Source organism: Sphingobium fuliginis (assembly GCF_004152845.1).
Classification (GTDB): Bacteria; Pseudomonadota; Alphaproteobacteria; order Sphingomonadales; family Sphingomonadaceae; genus Sphingobium; species Sphingobium fuliginis.
In genome coordinates, this window is sequence record NZ_SEON01000001.1 from 681,716 (window position 1) to 698,027 (window position 16,312).

10 protein-coding genes and 1 pseudogene are annotated in these 16,312 nt (G+C 57.8%); 4 read left to right on the forward strand and 7 right to left on the reverse strand.

Translation table 11 applies throughout. The features are described 5' to 3' along the window. Nucleotides 1–433: 433 nt before the first annotated feature. Nucleotides 434–2,236, reverse strand: coding sequence for a ParB/RepB/Spo0J family partition protein (locus tag EWH10_RS03505; RefSeq protein WP_130029811.1), 1,803 nt, complete (start codon nucleotides 2,234–2,236; stop codon nucleotides 434–436). 846 nt (nucleotides 2,237–3,082) lie between these two features. Here EWH10_RS03505 and EWH10_RS03510 point away from each other — a divergent pair. The 4 genes from EWH10_RS03510 to EWH10_RS03525 all read left to right on the forward strand — a co-directional run bounded on the left by EWH10_RS03510 (nucleotide 3,083) and on the right by EWH10_RS03525 (nucleotide 7,738). Then, complete coding sequence (locus tag EWH10_RS03510) at nucleotides 3,083–3,304, forward strand: helix-turn-helix transcriptional regulator (protein WP_130029812.1); 222 nt, start codon at nucleotides 3,083–3,085, stop codon at nucleotides 3,302–3,304. Nucleotides 3,305–3,888: 584 nt separating this feature from the next. Further along, complete coding sequence (locus EWH10_RS03515; protein ID WP_130029813.1) at nucleotides 3,889–4,926, forward strand: tyrosine-type recombinase/integrase; 1,038 nt, start codon at nucleotides 3,889–3,891, stop codon at nucleotides 4,924–4,926. A 204-nt stretch (nucleotides 4,927–5,130) separates the two neighbouring features. After that, entirely contained in the window at nucleotides 5,131–6,213 is a 1,083-nt protein-coding gene (locus EWH10_RS03520) for a mannose-1-phosphate guanylyltransferase/mannose-6-phosphate isomerase (RefSeq protein WP_130029814.1), read from the forward strand. 37 nt (nucleotides 6,214–6,250) lie between these two features. After that, a complete protein-coding gene (locus tag EWH10_RS03525) occupies nucleotides 6,251–7,738 on the forward strand; it encodes a phosphomannomutase (RefSeq protein WP_188453283.1) in 1,488 nt (495 codons plus the stop codon). Here the strand turns inward: EWH10_RS03525 and EWH10_RS22210 are convergent. The 6 genes and pseudogenes from EWH10_RS22210 to EWH10_RS03550 form a co-directional block, all read right to left on the reverse strand. Then, a pseudogene (locus EWH10_RS22210) lies at nucleotides 7,722–7,838 on the reverse strand (IS5/IS1182 family transposase); the annotation flags it as partial. The gene EWH10_RS03525 and the pseudogene EWH10_RS22210 overlap by 17 nt on opposite strands. A 160-nt stretch (nucleotides 7,839–7,998) precedes the next feature. After that, on the reverse strand, nucleotides 7,999–9,957 hold the full coding sequence (locus EWH10_RS03530; protein WP_130029815.1) for a GSCFA domain-containing protein: 1,959 nt from the start codon (nucleotides 9,955–9,957) through the stop codon (nucleotides 7,999–8,001). Nucleotides 9,958–9,965: 8 nt separating this feature from the next. Beyond that, the gene (locus EWH10_RS03535) at nucleotides 9,966–10,862 is read right to left on the reverse strand and encodes an NAD-dependent epimerase/dehydratase family protein (RefSeq protein WP_130029816.1); all 897 of its coding nucleotides are present in this window, start codon (nucleotides 10,860–10,862) and stop codon (nucleotides 9,966–9,968) included. 22 nt (nucleotides 10,863–10,884) lie between these two features. Next, on the reverse strand, nucleotides 10,885–13,923 hold the full coding sequence (locus EWH10_RS03540) for a glycosyltransferase (protein WP_130029817.1): 3,039 nt from the start codon (nucleotides 13,921–13,923) through the stop codon (nucleotides 10,885–10,887). An 85-nt stretch (nucleotides 13,924–14,008) separates the two neighbouring features. Then, a complete protein-coding gene (gene gmd, locus EWH10_RS03545) occupies nucleotides 14,009–15,043 on the reverse strand; it encodes a GDP-mannose 4,6-dehydratase (RefSeq protein WP_130029818.1) in 1,035 nt (344 codons plus the stop codon). A gap of 1 nt (nucleotide 15,044) precedes the next feature. After that, on the reverse strand, nucleotides 15,045–16,304 hold the full coding sequence (locus tag EWH10_RS03550) for a glycosyltransferase family 4 protein (RefSeq protein ID WP_165363312.1): 1,260 nt from the start codon (nucleotides 16,302–16,304) through the stop codon (nucleotides 15,045–15,047). Nucleotides 16,305–16,312: the final 8 nt, after the last annotated feature.

Consider the following 16,312-nt stretch of genomic DNA (forward strand, 5'->3'; position numbering starts at 1 on the left):
CCGGAACGGCGGGGGTGGGCGGCAGGAGCGGACCGGCAGTCCCACCGATCGAGGCGGGCCGCACCCGAAGGGCCGCAACGCAGTGGAGGAGTTGGGGCGGCGCCCCGACTTGCGGCTCGCCGCGGTGGGACTAGAGGGCAGCGACGCCCACCCCCGCCGCGCCGGAGGCCGACAAGACATCAAACAGACGCCATCGCGCCCCGCGCGATGACCGCAGCCAGAAACTTCGCGCTGCCTACCGCAGCGCTCTGCATCCATTCAACCAGACATCGGGATCATGAGGCACATCAGCCATGACGCGCCGCCGCTGACCTAGCCAACCTCGCACACTAGGATGACGCCAGATGTCAAAAACTACCCCCGAAAGGGGTATTGACTGACACGTTCCGCAAAGAGGCAGACGACGGATGACCGCCGCCTGCCATCGTCTCAATCAAGCGGCTTGCTGGGCAGGTTCATCCTCGACCGGGTCATCATGTTCTTCGCCGACCTCTGCGCCTTCCGGTTCAACCTGTTCCGGCTCGCCCACATCCTGCGCCTCCAGAAGTGGAGCCACCGTCCCCCACCGCTCGGCGCTACCGACGCCGCCCCGATCGGTATAGGCGGACGGCGGAAAGACCATCCAGCGCGGCACCCAGCCATCGCGCTTCTCCCGACCATTGGCCCCGGCCAGACAATCCCGCACAATCTGCCGCTGCACCTTGGCGGTCGCTCCGGAATTGGCGGTTGCGGCTTCCTTCCCCGCCACATCGGCAAGGACATGGCCCATCACCTCCCGGTCGCGGATCAGGTCGAGCAGTGCGTCGTCCGCCTGCCAGCATGACGCCATGTCCACCTCAAGCTGAACGCCCAGCAGCTCGATCAGCGCCGATCCCGCTTCCAGCGTCTCGCCCATGACGATAGCGAGGATGCCCAGCACCATGGCATCATCAAGCTCGAGCAGCCGCAGATAAAGCGGGATCAATTCCCTATCAAAACCCGCACCCGTCACGGTCGGCGTGTCGGGATCGAGACCCAGCAGGTCGAGCGCGATCCGCCGCTCCTTGTCGAAATCGGCCTCCGACCTGCAATTCTCGACGCTCTCGCTGATTGCATCGGTCGCCCCGCGCTGAGAGGCAACGTCGACCCGCCACAACGAAGAACCGGCAATGGAGTGGGCAACCATCAGCCGCAGGGCGATGGCAGGCGCAGCCGCGACCTTGGCCCGCACGGCGGCATGACGATGCAGGTCGATATAGCTGGCCAGCGGCGCGGACAGTTCGGGGCGAACCGCTTTCGTCACGCTGCCGCCCTGTTCCAGCTTCCGCGCCTCCTTGAGGGTGATATAGCCCTCATGGAAACTGACGTCGCCGCCATACCCCATCGTCACATAAACGCGCCCACCCTTCGCCTTGGGGCAACGCTCATGCTCCCAACTGTGGAACAACTCGCCCCTCGCCATGACGGCAATGTCCTGCCACCCAGCGTCGCGCAGTGCCTCGACCTTCTCGGCAATCGCAGCCTCCTGCATCTGCCAGAAGAGGTCGGCATCGGCGAAATAGCTGTGGTCGCCAAACAGGTCAGCCAAGATCCCGCCCTTGTAATCCGCCGGGTCGAACAGCGCCTTGTCCGTCGCGATGGCACAGCCACCGAGCAGCCATGATTTCACATGATGCCCCATGGGCGGGCGGGCATCCTCATCGTCCAGCAGCGCCAGCCATTCGCGCTGCCGCGCCTTCGACGCCAAGGTCAGATGCCGAACGGTGACGGCATCGATCGTGTCGCTGCGATAGAGATTGCGGATGCGGGGCAGAAGATTGCCCAGTGCCAGCGTCCGCTTCACCTGCAATGCGGTGAGGCCGAAGGTCAGCGAAATATCCTCGGGCGACCGTCCCTCCTTGACCAGCCGGGTGAAGGTCTCCCAGCGCGTCACCTCATCGGGATCGAGCCGGGCGATATTCTCGATCAACGATGCTTCCAGCGCCGCTGCGTCGTCGCCCGCTTCCATGATCGCGCAGCGCAAGGGGTCGACGCTCCCCTCCTCCTGCGCCACGATCAGCGCGGCATGATAGCGCCGCTTGCCCGCCACGATCTTATAGGTGGTGGGCGACCCATTCTGCCGCACGATCAGCGGCACCAGCACGCCCCGCGCCCGAACGGAGGGCAGAATGTTAGTCAGGTCCGGCGCCTTCTTCACGCCCCGCATATTGGCGGGTGAGACCGAGAGGCAGGCAATGTCGATATGCTTGAGTTCCATGACTTTTACTCCTCTTGCACATACCCGGCCCCGGAAGGCGGGGTAGGCGGCAAGAGCGCACCGGCAGGCCCGGACAAGCGGCGGGCTGCATCCGAACGGACCGCAACGACAAGTGAAGGAGCCGCGCCAATGGCCGGCTTGCCGCCCGCCGCGACGGGCCTAGAGGGAAGCGACCGCCCACACCGCCTGGCCGAACCGGCCAACGCCATCGCTGCCCAGGCGATGTCCGCCTGCGATCCGCCCGGATCGCGCGTGAGCGATCAGCACCCGTCAGGGCCGAGACAGGCGAAGCTGGCTCGGTGGAGCGAAGCGGAATAGAGCGCGGCCCGAAAAGCGAGGCGTCCTTAAATCATCCAAAGCAAAATAACTTACGGCTTATCCGACTTCCTGAAGAAGGCCATGAGAACATCATATGCCGAGGGATAGGCGGGCCATCGCCGAATTCAAGCGGTAATGCGGGGAACTCTTGCTGCGGATGTCGGTGGTGGTCAAGCGATGTCTGCATACCCGCTTTATCGCGGCGGCATACCGCCCACCAATGCCGCGACGGCAGCTTGGCGACCGCGCGCCATCTGAACTCCGAATCACCCGGCCGCTCTGGACCGTCCGACTTTCGCTCCCTTCACCTGCCATCGCAGAAAGTCTCGTCAGCCAAGCCGCAGCGGGCTTGGACTGATGAGGAAAAAATTATTTCACCCACGTCGTGGCGAGGCATGGACGCCCATGGCCGTCCATGGCCACATTGCCGAAAAGGTGTGTTGTCTCGAACACTTGACCCGATACCAGAGACCCACAATCCTGGAGCCCAAGCGCACAAAAACCCCGTCCAAGCTACAGGAATCTGTCATGAGCTCACAGCAGCCTGATCGCATTCTTCCTATCAGTGCTGTGCTGGACCGCACCGGTCTCAGCCGGGCGACGCTCTACAGGAAAGTAGCGCGCGGGACTTTTCCACCACAGATCCACGTCGCGAACCGCAGCAAGGGATGGCAGGAATCCGCCGTCAATGACTGGCTCAAAAACCCGATGTTCTGGTCGCTTGATGACGCATGCCAGAGGCAGTCATGATCCCGGTGCTCAACCGTAGTACAAACATGCCGCTGGCGATCAAAAATCCTGACGAACACGGACAATCCAAGCTCGGAGAGCGAGAGTTGAGATCGGCCATGATACTGATGTTGGGAGACGCTGTCCCGCAATCTTCTAAACCGCTTTGCTCATGCAAGCTGTCGCCAAGTTACCCAATAGCACCGAGCGTGCATCGACATGGCTAAAAATGACGCTTTCTACCCAGCGGTTGGCTCAACCGATGCGGCGGTCCTTCATCAGGGGTACACCGCTGGAACGACGCGAGCTACGGAGCGCAAGCGACGCAGCGGTGACGGGCAGTCCGCAGGCCTGCCTGTCGGGACTAAAGGCGGCCCGACCTCCGGCACCGAGGGCGAGGAATTGGTGCGTCGTGCAGTCGCTCGCGGTCCCGCCGTCGCTCTTCTCACACCATATGACATTCTATCGCGGCTCGGCATGACGAGTACCCATCCGGCAAAATGGATGCGGCGTACCTTCGACAAATACGGCGTGCCTTACCTCCATGCGTGCGGAAAGACGCGCGCGACAGAGTCACAATATCAGCTGCTCTTGGAGAAGATCACATGCTCTCCTTCCGTATCCGTGGGAAAAACGGGATTTACTATATCAGGGGAACAATCGCGCTCGGCCGCAAGCGGATCACCGTCAAGGAATTCAGTACAGGAACGAGTGACCGCGATGCTGCATCGCACCTGATGGCGGAATACGAGACGAAGCTGCGCCACCAGCTGATGTTCGGCCCCGCCGCGATCGTGGCGCAAGGCAAAATAGCTGACGCGTTTGAAAGCTACCTGACAAAGGCGAAGCCCCCCTGCCCGTCCGATGTCCTGCGCATCGGCAAGCTCAACGGATTGATCGGCGACTTTTCCCTGCGCGAGCCCAAGCAGGCGTGGGAACATTTTCGTCGCGCCTATCTGACCGGGCACGATCCGGCGGGCCAGGATCGCTATCGCTCAGTGTTCCAGGCGGCCATCAATGTCCATTACGACCTGCACGACCTTCCGCCCTTGCGCATCAAGGCCATCCCGTTCGACAATGAACGGGTGCGCTTTCTCAGCAGGGAAGACCGCGACCGGCTGATCGAGGCCTACTCACCACACATACAGCCGATCATCACCCTGCTCGCCTTCCATGGCCCACGCATCCAGACGGCATTGCAGCTCGTGTGGGGTGTCGAGGGCGTCGATATGGAGCAAGGATCGATCCGGCTTAACCACAGCAAGAATGCCGTCATCCGGTCCGTGCCGATGCATCCCCGCGTCATGGACGTCTTGCGTCCGATCTGGGAGAAGCGAGGGCAGCCGACAAAGGGGCATGTTTTCCTCAACCGGTTGGGCAAGCCCTATTCCGACACCCGCAAGGCGAAGATCCCCGGCGGCAACCCGATCAGGAACCAGCACGCCAGCGCTTGCAGGCGTGCCGAGATAGAGGATTTCACCGTCCATGACTGGCGCCACCACTGGGCGTCCCACTGCGTCATGGCCGGGATCGACCTCATCACCATCATGAACATGGGCGGTTGGAAATCGCTCCGGATGGTGCAGCGCTACTCCAGCGTCAGTGTCGACCACATGCGTGAAGCTATAAACAAACTCAATTGACGCCGCTGTAATGCAGTACCGGATTGCCGCGGTGAATGGCAAGCGTGCCCTGCGCTGGCCTAGGAGCGGCAGCCTAAGCGCCGACCATTTGAAAATCGACTTGGCAAATCGGACCTTTCCTCGCATGAAGCCCCAAGCTGGGTCGGTTCACGCGATGGTCGGATCGGACTCTCAATATCTGTCTTTTCTTAATTGATGTGAGTGATGGCCAACAGATCCCTAAAAATTGTGCCGGTAATTCTGTCCGGCGGTTCCGGTACGCGACTTTGGCCGGTCTCAACACCGGCGCATCCAAAGCAACTCCTTCCGCTAACCGCGGATGAAACTATGCTTCAGCTTACGATCAAACGGATCGAAGGCTTTAGCACTGCGCCGCTCGCCCCCCCAATCGTGGTAGCCAATGCCGCTCATGCGAGCCTCATCGAGGAGCAGATTACTCTTGCCGGGGTCAAGGATTATCTCATCCTGCTCGAACCCTTCGGCCGTAACACGGCTCCTGCTATTGCGCTCGCGGCGCTAGAAACGCCAGCAAGCAATGCTATGCTTGTCATGCCGAGCGATCACACGATCGCCGACCTGCCCTCCTTTCACACAGCCATCGCTCGCGCATTGCCGCTGGTGGCGAAAGGCTGGTTTGTCACCTTCGGCATCACGCCCGATGCCCCGGAAACTGGCTATGGCTATATCAAAATGGGCGAGACCTGCGGCGACATGATCCATGAAGTCGTACGCTTCGTCGAAAAGCCCAATGCAGATCGCGCCGCTGAAATGCTGGCCGAGGGCAATCATGCCTGGAATGCCGGCATCTTCATGTTTCGCGCTGACGCCTATCTGGCTGCCTTGGAGCGCCATCAGCCCGACATGCTCGCGGCGGTAAAGGCTTCGCTGGAAGGGGCAGAGCGGAATGGCTTGCATATCGCCCCCGACCCACAGGCCTTTGCCGCCTGTCCTTCGGACTCCGTCGATTATGCGATCATGGAACGGGAGGCCCGCGTGGCGTGCGTACCGGTCAATATGGGTTGGTCGGATGTAGGCAGCTGGGATTCCCTGCACAGCGTCAGTGCCAGAGACACGGACAATAACGCCGTTCGGGGCGAAGCGCTTCTACTGGGCGCTCAAAATTGCCTCGTCAACAGCGACGGCCCGCGAGTCACGCTGGTCGATGTCGACGATCTGATCGTCGTCGTTTCCCAGGGCGAGGTCATGATCCTGCGTCGGGGCGAATCCCAGAAGGTCCGCAAGGTGACCGAAGCGCTCAAAGCCGCGGTGTCCGTCACCCTCGCCTAAGCGCCGCCCGCCCCCTTTTCCGCAGGCTAATAAAAATATGATCCAGCCTATCTCGATCGCCGACCTGATGACACAATCAAGCGTCGCCTTTGGCACCAGCGGAGCGCGCGGCCTTGTCAGCGCGATGACAGACCGGATTTGCTTCGCCTATACCTGCGGATTTTTGCAGCATCTGGAGGATATCGGGCAGTTCGCGCCGGGAGGCCATGTGGCGATCGCCGGCGATCTGCGCCCCTCTTCCCCGCGCATCATGGCCGCCTGCGCCGCCGCGATTCGCCATAAGGGCGGGCGGGTCGACTTTTGCGGCTTCGTTCCCACCCCTGCCGTGGCGGCCTATGGCTTTGAGCGAAAGATCGCGTCGCTGATGGTGACAGGAAGTCATATCCCTGACGACCGCAACGGCATCAAGTTCAACCGCGCCGATGGCGAGGTGCTGAAGTCGGACGAACTGGGAATCCGTGCCCAGGACGTCGTTCTTCCCAACATATTCGATGATCAGGACATGTTGCGGGAGGCTGCCCCGCTCGATCCGCTCATCGACGTCGCGACCGCCTATATCTCCCGCTATGTCGATGCCTTCGGACCGAGGGCGCTAGAGGGGCTGAAACTCGGAATCTACGAACATTCAGCCGTCGGTCGCGACATTCTGGCGGAGCTGGTCAAACAATTGGGGGGAGAAGTTCATCAGCTTGGCCGATCGGAAAGCTTCATTCCGGTCGATACCGAGGCCGTCCGACCGGAAGACCAGGCGCTTGCCCGTCAATGGGCCGCAGAACTGCAGCTTGACGCCATTCTCTCAACGGACGGGGATTCGGATCGGCCATTACTGGCTGACGAGAGCGGCGCATGGATCCGCGGCGATATATTGGGCATATTATGCGCCCGGGCGCTTCGTATTAAGGCGGTCGCAACGCCGGTCAGCTGCAACAGCGCGGTCGAATTGTCGGGTCTGTTCGATATGGTGCGCCGTACCCGCATCGGATCGCCCTTCGTCATCGAAGCGATGAACGCCCTGAGCGCCGAGGGGCAGGCCACGGTCTGCGGCTATGAAGCCAATGGCGGCTTTCTTCTGGGCTCGGCGATCAATGTCGAGAACAGGCGCCTTGCGGCGTTGCTCACACGAGACGCAATGTTGCCCATCATCGCCACGCTGTCCGATGCGCGGCACCAGGGCCTGCCTCTGTCAGCGCTTCAGGCCCAATTGCCGGCGCGCTATACCTTCAGCGAGCGGCTACAAAATCATCCCACTGCTCAGAGCCAAGCGCTGATCGCCCATCTGCAGGAGGGCGATCAAAATGCGATCCTAGCGCGCCTGACGCACATGTTCGGCGGCATCGCGGGGACTGCCGACTCTGTCGACACGACAGACGGGCTGCGTATCCGCTTCGACAGCGGCGACATCATTCATCTGCGCCCCAGCGGCAATGCGCCGGAACTGCGCTGCTACACCGAAAGTGCTACGCCTGAACGCGCAGCTTGGCTCAACACAGCAGTGTTGCGGATGTATCGCTCCGGTTACCCTTGATCTGAAATTCGGTCGCCTGATCGGACAGGGAATACAAGGCTTGCAGGGCTAGGATTTTGGTAGTGCTCCGGTGAGGGCAGTGATGAGGTGGACGGCCCCCCACCTAACGGCATCGAGTCGTGCCATGATGGTGCTGTCATCGACCATCAGAAGGAAGGAGCCGCCCACATGGAGATTACCACGATCGGACTGGATATCGCGAAGAACGTTTTTCAGGTTCATGGCATCGATGACGAGGGCGCCCGAGAAAGGTTTCACTGTCAGAATTTTGCGATGGCTTCCTCATCGCAGACAATATCGAACAAGGCGCTGCGCGAAGCCTGGCTCTGTTTCCCTTCCGCTCTCTCTTCCCGCTCAGAGCTGAGCTGCGCCGGCACTTCGTTGGTCTGGGCATAGTGGCGCATGAACGTGCGCATGACGTGGGCAACGCCCTCCTCGCGTACCTCACGCAGATCGTCTGCGAAATAGGCGCCCCTGCTGTACGATCCGGTAATGATCTCATACGATGGGAAATAATCGACGTGATCGTATTTGCGCCACATCTCATCCGCCACGACACGCAGCACCGCCTTACTATAGGTTGTCGACACCAGTGCATGACGATGTTCAAACGTAGCGATGAGCGGCACCGGCGAAACAGTCAATATGATACGGCAGGCCGGGTTGAGACGCTTCAAGTGGGCGATCACCTCGTGCAGATCCTGCCGGATAGAATCCACGTCAAAGTTAATAAATTCGTACCGGGTCTCGTCCATTATTCCGCCCGCAACACCGGGGGCAAGTGGGAAGACGGCGCCATCACTGCGTGACCGCCAACCCTCGGTCAACCCAAGGGTAAAGACGAAAATGTCCATTTCACGCAACATGGTGCGGACGGCTTTATAGTGCACATCACGCGAAGCATGCAGAGCCTGCTCATCAGCATAACCGTTTGGCTCTATCTGCGGTCGGTACGGATCGACAAGGCCATGTCCCTCTTTGGCCAGCCATGCAGCCTCTTCGGGACAATAAGCGCCCTCTACCCGCTCGATGAGCTGGAGCAGCTGGCGCACTGTGTAGATGTTGCCAAAGCGGGCGCTAAAAACGCCATAATTGCACGCCTTGGCTTCCTCCTCCTCCATCCCGATGGGCGGAGATTCCGGTACGTAATAATAGAAACCGCTTGCCTTTAGGGTGCGGGCGATGTGCTGTGCGAAACAACTTCCTGCAGTGGCGACCTTGTCCTGCGGCATAATCAGGAATTTTGGACCAACGACCGGGTCCATATCCTCGGGCTGCGGCCTAGCTACCGAATTTTTCCAGAACTGCACCTTGTCGGCCCCTGCATAAGGATTGCCAACGGCCGGAACTTTCGGGGCCGAACTGCGCAGGCCCAGCTTCTCGGCAAACCCGCTGATGTCAACGTTGAGGGACTCCAATGTCTCGCGATCGTAATTTGCGAAAGTATCATAAGAAGCGCGCACGAAATCGCGTAATTCTAGCGTACCGTGAGGATCATTTATCTTGAATGCGGTGCTGCCGCGCAAGCCAAGCCTCTCGGCGATTTCCGGATAGATGGGCCAGATTGGCTGAGCCTTGAGCGGGTCAACGAGATATTCGTGCTTGCTTTCGGCAAAGTAGAACATGCCGACGCGCTGGAGCAACTCACGGGCGATGTCTTCCATCACGGCAAGCGTTGGGTGATTGCTCGAGTACATAAACGCCTTGCCACGGCTCCACTTTTCTAGCAGCCCACCAAGTGGCATCTGGCAGGCGTCGCCCTCGCTCAGCAATTGTCGGCGCGAGTCCTGCCATTGGTCGAAATAGCCAAGCCGGGCATAAACGTCGGCATTGTAAAAGGTCACAATTTCGTCGAGCGGAATACCCTCGCGATAGCCGAACACCGCCAAAGCCGAATTGTAAATATAGAGCGGCCCCAATAACGTTTCGATGTCGCCTCCTAAATTCCGCCCACGTACGAAAGTGAGGTCTGGATGATAGGCAGAGAAGGTGATGTTCGGGAAATAAGTAACCTTGTGTGCCAGCTCTGCGGGCACCATGGAGCGTAGCTGCAAGTGGGAGAAGATGAAGGCGCTATTTTCCAGAATGGCGCGCAATTGTGTAGGATTCGCCATGACCTCATGGATCATGTAGTGGTCGATCTCGAAGCCATGATTGAGCGCGGCAATGCAAGTCGCCAGGCTGTCCTTCTGGCAATTGGCGATAATGGAAAGACGCATGATGACTCCTAAACGTTAGCCTTGGCCGCGAGCATGCGACGCAAGGAATCCTCCAGCCTAAGCCCGTTAATCGGCCCCTGTGTAAGTGCTTCCAGTTTGACCACATCGCCGAGCAGACGCCATACCTCATTCTTACGAACTAAAGCTGGATTGACCTGCACACCAATCTCGTGTCCGGTTATCTCAGTCAATATGCCGAGAAGTTCCTGTATGGAAACGGGGCGTCCAGTGCACAAATTGCAAACCTCCCCGATCGCTGCCGGATTAAATGTTAGTTTTGCAATCAGATTGCATGCATCATAAATATCAATGTAATCGCGAAATACGTTGATGTTTCCAAGATAAACGTCAGGCAAACGGTCATGAAAAGCGTTAACAAGTTTGGGCATTATAAACTCGCCCGACTGCGACTCACCAATGATGTTGAAGGGACGAATAATCGTATAATTGATACGCTCAGCATGGTTCATCAGAACCCGCTCGGCGCAAAACTTACTCATCCCATAGTGGTGCACCGGTTTTGGGCATAGTGCTTCGTGAAGGAGGTCAGTGTCCTGATTTCCATAGACGCCGGCCGTGCTAATGAACATGAACCGCGCCTGATGAGGCAAAGCCAACGTAGCGTGAATCATGTTCTCGGTGCCAACCGTATTGACCCTGTAGTAGTCCTGAGCGGCCGACGAAGTAACACTGGAAATCGCTGCGCAATGTATCACGATTTCCGGTTGCACCCTATGGAAAATATCCTCGACTGCGAGCTGGTCACGGATATCGCAATAGAAGATCGGAGCATCGACCTGCGCCCGGTTGGCAGTTCCGAACACCTCATGTCCCATTTTCTCAAAATGCCGGAACAGGTGTTTCCCTAAGAATCCAGTAGCCCCAGTGAGAAGAATACGCGCCATAATCCGGGATTTCCTCTCTGCCTTATGTCGTCACGTCCGAAGTCGCTTTGACCGATCCGCTAAACAGGGAGTCGTAAGCCGCGTAGAGCTTGTCCTTTAGCATTTCAGTCGCTTCCTCCCAAGAAACTGGGTGCCATTCGCTTTTGATCCGCTCTTCCCAGGAAATCAGCTTATCCGGATGGTTGGCATAGAACGCGATCCGTTCAGCCCAGGCTGCTGCATCGAGCGGGTGGATAAATTCCACGAAGTCCCCACCCCGCTCACGCAGCGGAGGCGTGTCCGATGCCAAGCAGAATTTGCCGTAGGACAGACTTTCCGGCAGTGGCAGGCTCCACCCCTCATAGAAGCTTGGAAGCAGCGTGAAGCGCGAATGGCGGTAAAGAGTATCCAGCCCTTCGTCGCTCGGGTTGACAGTGATAATCTTGCCCTTGACCCGATTGTCCGAAGCCAGCGTGGTAAGAAAATCGTCGTTGTTCCAGCCTGGTTTGCCTACGAAGACCATCTGGAGGGGCTTCTTCAACATCTCGCGCTGCTGCATCAGCAGGTAAGCGCGATAGAGCGTCTCATGGTTCTTGCGCGGTTCCAGCGTGCCGACCGCCAGCACGAAATCCGAATTGATGCCTATTCCATTGAGATAAGAATGGTCGTGTTGCAGATTGGCCGACATGTTGGGCGTAATGTCGAAGCCGAGCATTACCGCATCGCCCTTGGGCATTTTCCATCCGCGCCGTTTCTGTAGTGCTTCGCCATCGCGCTGCGCGGTGAAGCCACCATAGGCGAGGTAGTCAAAATTGTTCGAGACAAAGTCGCAGAACGGCTCGTACCCGTCGACCGTCTCGGACTTGTGGATTTGCGGCCAGTCGGATGGGGTGAAATCGTGCATGAAGTGGGCAAGCAGCGTGTTGCCCTCCTTGGGGCGGAGGCCATTAACCAAGTGCGTATAAGTCAATTGGGGCTTACCGCTCTTGTCGTAGAAACCGAAATCAATGCCTGAGAAGAATGCGATCGACCCTGCAGGGAAGGCTTCAAGATAAGCCGGACTCTGGCGCGGGTCAGGGATATTGCGCAGCGGGCTACGGAATGACTTCCCTTCCCGCTCGTGTTGATTCCAGAAGTTATTGAAATGGTTGTAGGATTGACTGAGATCCTTGCTCTCGTCCATCCATGCTAAATAGGACGGGTCGATCTCGAAGAAATGTCCGTTGTCCGATGCGAAGAACCGCGTCGAAGGCGCGATCTCGCGAAGAGTCTTGGCGTACATCAATTCCACCCGGGTGACACCCGTGAGCGAACTATTCCAATTGAGGTAGCTCAGCGTGAGATCCATCCATATCACCGGAGGCTTGCGAGCACGGCTGCCTGAGAGATGCTCATCATAAAGCTCAACCAGATTATGGTAAGCTAAGCCCGCTGCATCAGACCAAGTCGTCATCTGCCACTGGGTTGCAATACTCTGTTCGCTCGCAGCCAGCTTTTGATGATTTTGGGCGTAGTCGATAATAGCACGTGCCCAAGCCATGATGTCGATCGGATCGATGAACTCAGCCAAGTCAGCGCCAGTTTCACGCAGCGGTGGCGTATCCGCGCACAGACACAGCTTTCCATAGGCAAAGCTTTCGGGAAGTGTCAGGCTCCAGCCTTCGTAGAAACTGGGGAGCAACGTAAACAGGCAATTGCGGTACAGCGCCGATAGCTGGTCATCGCTCGGAGTGCGCCGCAGGATACGATCCTTCACCCGCGGATCTCGAGCCATTTGATCGTTGAGATTGTGGATGCGATGCCCGTTTTGGCCGCATATCACTAATTGTGGGAGTGGGACCGGAGAAATATCCTGGGCCAGCAGATACGCACGGTAGAGCGTGTTATAGTTCTTGCGCGGCTCGGCAGTGCCAACGGCCAGCATGAATGGCTTGGTGACGCCCATCTCTGAAAGCACGGTGACATCATCCGCTCTGCCCGCAACCTCGACTATATCGGACCCGAAGCGGATCGCGCGTCCGGGCAACGTCGGCCACTTGCGCTTACGCTGCCAAGCCTCAACGTCCCGCTTGGTATTCTCTCCACCGAATAGCAGGAAATCACAATTGTATGAAATCCATTTTAGGTATTTCTCAAACTCGTCTCGATCGCTTTTCGCATAGAAATGCTCCGTTTCAGGACGAAGCATGATAATGTCATAGACAAGATACCCCAGTGCGACATTAGGCAACTGCTCCTTGAGCGTCGAGAACAGGCGTTCCTTCTGAGAATCTTTCCAGCCCATTGAGAAAATTAGGTCATTCTCTCCATAAGGGTGAAAGAAAGCGTCAGTATCGGGAATTTCCACCTGCACTTTATGCGCTTCACCGCCCTTGCGGCCAAAAAATTCCATATAGGCTTCGGCGACATTCTCAGCCTGAAGGAGCCATCGCAGTTGGCTTTCGTCGATCTCTGCAAAGCCATGGTTCGCTTGCATTGAGAAGCGCAAGGCAGGGTATATTTTTTTGAGATTGCACGCCATCTCGAGTTCGGCACGGATGATCCCAACGACCCCCGAAGTCCATTGAAGCGACGTAGTGAGATCGAACCAGAAACTGCGGAACCGCTGCCCGCCTTCGGGACGAACCGCACGGACCTGCATCGCCCACTTCTCGGCCGTTACTGGGACGATTTGATAAGGATTGGAGGATGGGGACGGCGCGGGCACAGTTCCTGCAATCATCGCGACGGACTGAGATGACGTAGCATTATCCGCGATTATAACTGGAACGGGCAACCGTGAACCGCTCTTGAACAGCCCCTTGAACATCCTAAATGCGGAGGATTTGCGATGACGTGCAGCATTCACTAGGGCAGAGTGATGCAGCCCCTTAGACTTGCACTCATCGCTTTCCGCAAACTGGATCAGCATAGTAAGCTTGGACCTTCCCTTAGCAAGAAGATCAAGGTGATGCAGCAGCCCCCCCTCGTCTGCTTCCCGATTGAGAATCAGCCGATAGCAAGCCTTCACGAATTCCGTGCCGTCCTTAGCAAGGAGTCTGTCCAGCCCAACGTCACCCACATTAACCATCCACTTCGCCATCTAGGGAATCCATCAACACCATCGTCGATACGTTCATCAGCGATCGACACAGTATGCTGGGCCACTGTAACGGTGGCCCAGCAGATTAGAAGGAAAAGCCTCGCATGTTACGGGCGAGATCAGCATCGACCATCATTTTGCACATCTGTTCAAGCGTAGTCTTGGCTTCCCAGCCCAGCACACGCTTAGCCTTTTCAGCTGAACCGATCAGCAGGTCGACCTCGGCCGGACGGTAGAATTTCTCGTCGATCTGCATCACGTGATTACCGGTGGCCGTGTCAATCGCAACCTCATCGAGGCCCTGCCCGCGGAACTCAATCTCCATGTCCGCTGCCTTGAACGTCATACGCACGAAGTCCCGAACGGTCTCGGTACGGTTGGTCGCCAGCACAAAGGTGTCGGGCTGGTCAGCTTGGAGCATCATCCACATGCCTTCAATATATTCTTTTGCATATCCCCAGTCGCGCTGGGCGTCGAGGTTTCCAAGGCTCAGGTACGGCAGCTTACCCAGCTTGATCTTGGCAACGCTGTCAGTGATCTTGCGCGTCACGAACTCGCGACCGCGCAACGGGCTCTCGTGGTTAAACAGGATACCGCTGGCGCCGAAAATATCGTAGCTTTCCCGATAGTTAACCGTTATCCAGTGCGCATAGAGCTTGGCTACACCATAAGGGCTACGCGGATAGAAAGGCGTATCCTCTGCTTGAGGGACAGCCTGTACCTTACCGAACATTTCCGAGGTGCTCGCTTGATAGAAACGCACCTTACGATTGGTAAGCCGGATAGCCTCGAGCAAATTGAGACAGCCGATGCCCGTGATCTTCGCGGTCGTAGTCGGCTGTTCGAAGCTGACCCCAACGAAGCTCTGCGCCGCAAGGTTGTAGATCTCATCCGGCTCCACGGTCTGGACTAGATGTAGATTCGCGCCAAGATCTGTCAGGTCATACTGAAGAAGCTCAAGGTTGGGATCGTCTTGAATTCCCAATTCCTCAATCCGCCAGAAATTGACCGAACTGGACCGTCGATACGTTCCATAAACCTTATAGCCTTTGGACAGAAGAAACTGCGCAAGATAAGCACCATCTTGACCAGTAATGCCCGTAATAATAGCTTTCTTCATACTATTCCAAAATTCCCTCTTTATGCGGGACCTCGCGTTCCTTAATCGATAAGCAAGATAAGATGTCTATGAAGGAATCCTTCCAAGTCGGAATCGGATTTTCACGCTCCGATGTAGCGATGGCGCCATGATCCAGCCATCCTCTGATGGAGCCGGCTAAGGCCGGAGCAGCATCTTGCGAAAAGTAGGTCACCTTTGCAAGATTCATTGCGCGAAAGACCGGCAAGTCTCGTGCCAGCACGGGAACACCGTGCGCCAGCGCCTCTACCAGTGGCAGGCCAAAGCCTTCGGCCAGAGAGGGAACGATCACGCCATGTGCTAGGGCATAGAGATGGCTGAGGAATTCGTCGCTGGCGTTGTCGAACCAGAAGAACCGTCGCCCAGCTTCTGGATGCGCGCGAATTTGCGCCTGCAGAGCCTCGGTCCGCCAACCTACACGGCCAACGAAGACCAACGACAGGTCATCGTATGAGCGCTCTTGCCAAAGCAGATTGAAGGCGGGCAGCAGACATGCATGGCCCTTGCGCGGCTCAATAGTACCGACCACAAGCAGTGTACGCCGCTTGGCAAATTCGGTGAGCAGCGGTACGGCATCAGCGGGCAATCCCGTCGTGGGCGCGGAGCTGCTGATGTCACTTCCAAGGCGCATATAATCGATTTGCAGTCGAGCGTTACCGCGCCATGGTCGCGCTGCAACCCAGGCTGCAAGCTTTTGCGCGACATCCTGCGAGATGCAGATGATCCGGTCGCTCCGCCGTGTGACAACCCTCAGCCAGCGCCGGTAGTTGCGTCGTGTTTTTGGATTGAACCAGTCCGGGCGTTGCTCCGGCAGCAGATCGTACATCACTGTAGCAATGAGGCAGCCATTCCGCCGCCATCGCGTGATCTGCCGTCGATGGCGCGGTAGGATGTTCGCTGCAAGATCCAGACCCAGAAAGATGTCCCCTTCCCCGGCTTCCACCGAGCCGGATGGCATCACAACCGGAGGGGATCTTCCCAATAGAAGAGAAGCATCCCAATCCACGTAAGCATAGCTGTCTTTGCGCGTTGCGAAGACTGGCCGCACTACATAGCCTGCGAGGTCCGCGTCCAGCAGCGCGCTCAACAGCGCACGCACGACACGCTGAATTCCTGTCTGGGAGTCGTTACGTACTATGACGGAGACATCGACTAGCAATTGACGCGTTGAAAGTTCGCGAAGCGGCCCTTCCGGCACGGCCTCGTGCCCGTTCAGCAAGCCATCGAAAGGTGATAGCATCATCGCGGCTA

Excerpts from the sequence above, each read along its gene's own strand:
- EWH10_RS03520 (WP_130029814.1), top strand. The coding sequence starts at position 5,131 with ATGGCCAACAGATCCCTAAAAATTGTGCCGGTAATTCTGTCCGGCGGT.
- EWH10_RS03530 (WP_130029815.1), bottom strand. The coding sequence starts at position 9,957 with ATGCGTCTTTCCATTATCGCCAATTGCCAGAAGGACAGCCTGGCGACT.
- EWH10_RS03510 (WP_130029812.1), top strand. The coding sequence starts at position 3,083 with ATGAGCTCACAGCAGCCTGATCGCATTCTTCCTATCAGTGCTGTGCTG.
- EWH10_RS03515 (WP_130029813.1), top strand. The coding sequence starts at position 3,889 with ATGCTCTCCTTCCGTATCCGTGGGAAAAACGGGATTTACTATATCAGG.
- EWH10_RS03550 (WP_165363312.1), bottom strand. The coding sequence starts at position 16,304 with ATGATGCTATCACCTTTCGATGGCTTGCTGAACGGGCACGAGGCCGTG.
- EWH10_RS03525 (WP_188453283.1), top strand. The coding sequence starts at position 6,251 with ATGATCCAGCCTATCTCGATCGCCGACCTGATGACACAATCAAGCGTC.
- gmd (WP_130029818.1), bottom strand. The coding sequence starts at position 15,043 with ATGAAGAAAGCTATTATTACGGGCATTACTGGTCAAGATGGTGCTTAT.
- EWH10_RS03540 (WP_130029817.1), bottom strand. The coding sequence starts at position 13,923 with ATGGCGAAGTGGATGGTTAATGTGGGTGACGTTGGGCTGGACAGACTC.
- EWH10_RS03505 (WP_130029811.1), bottom strand. The coding sequence starts at position 2,236 with ATGGAACTCAAGCATATCGACATTGCCTGCCTCTCGGTCTCACCCGCC.
- EWH10_RS03535 (WP_130029816.1), bottom strand. The coding sequence starts at position 10,862 with ATGGCGCGTATTCTTCTCACTGGGGCTACTGGATTCTTAGGGAAACAC.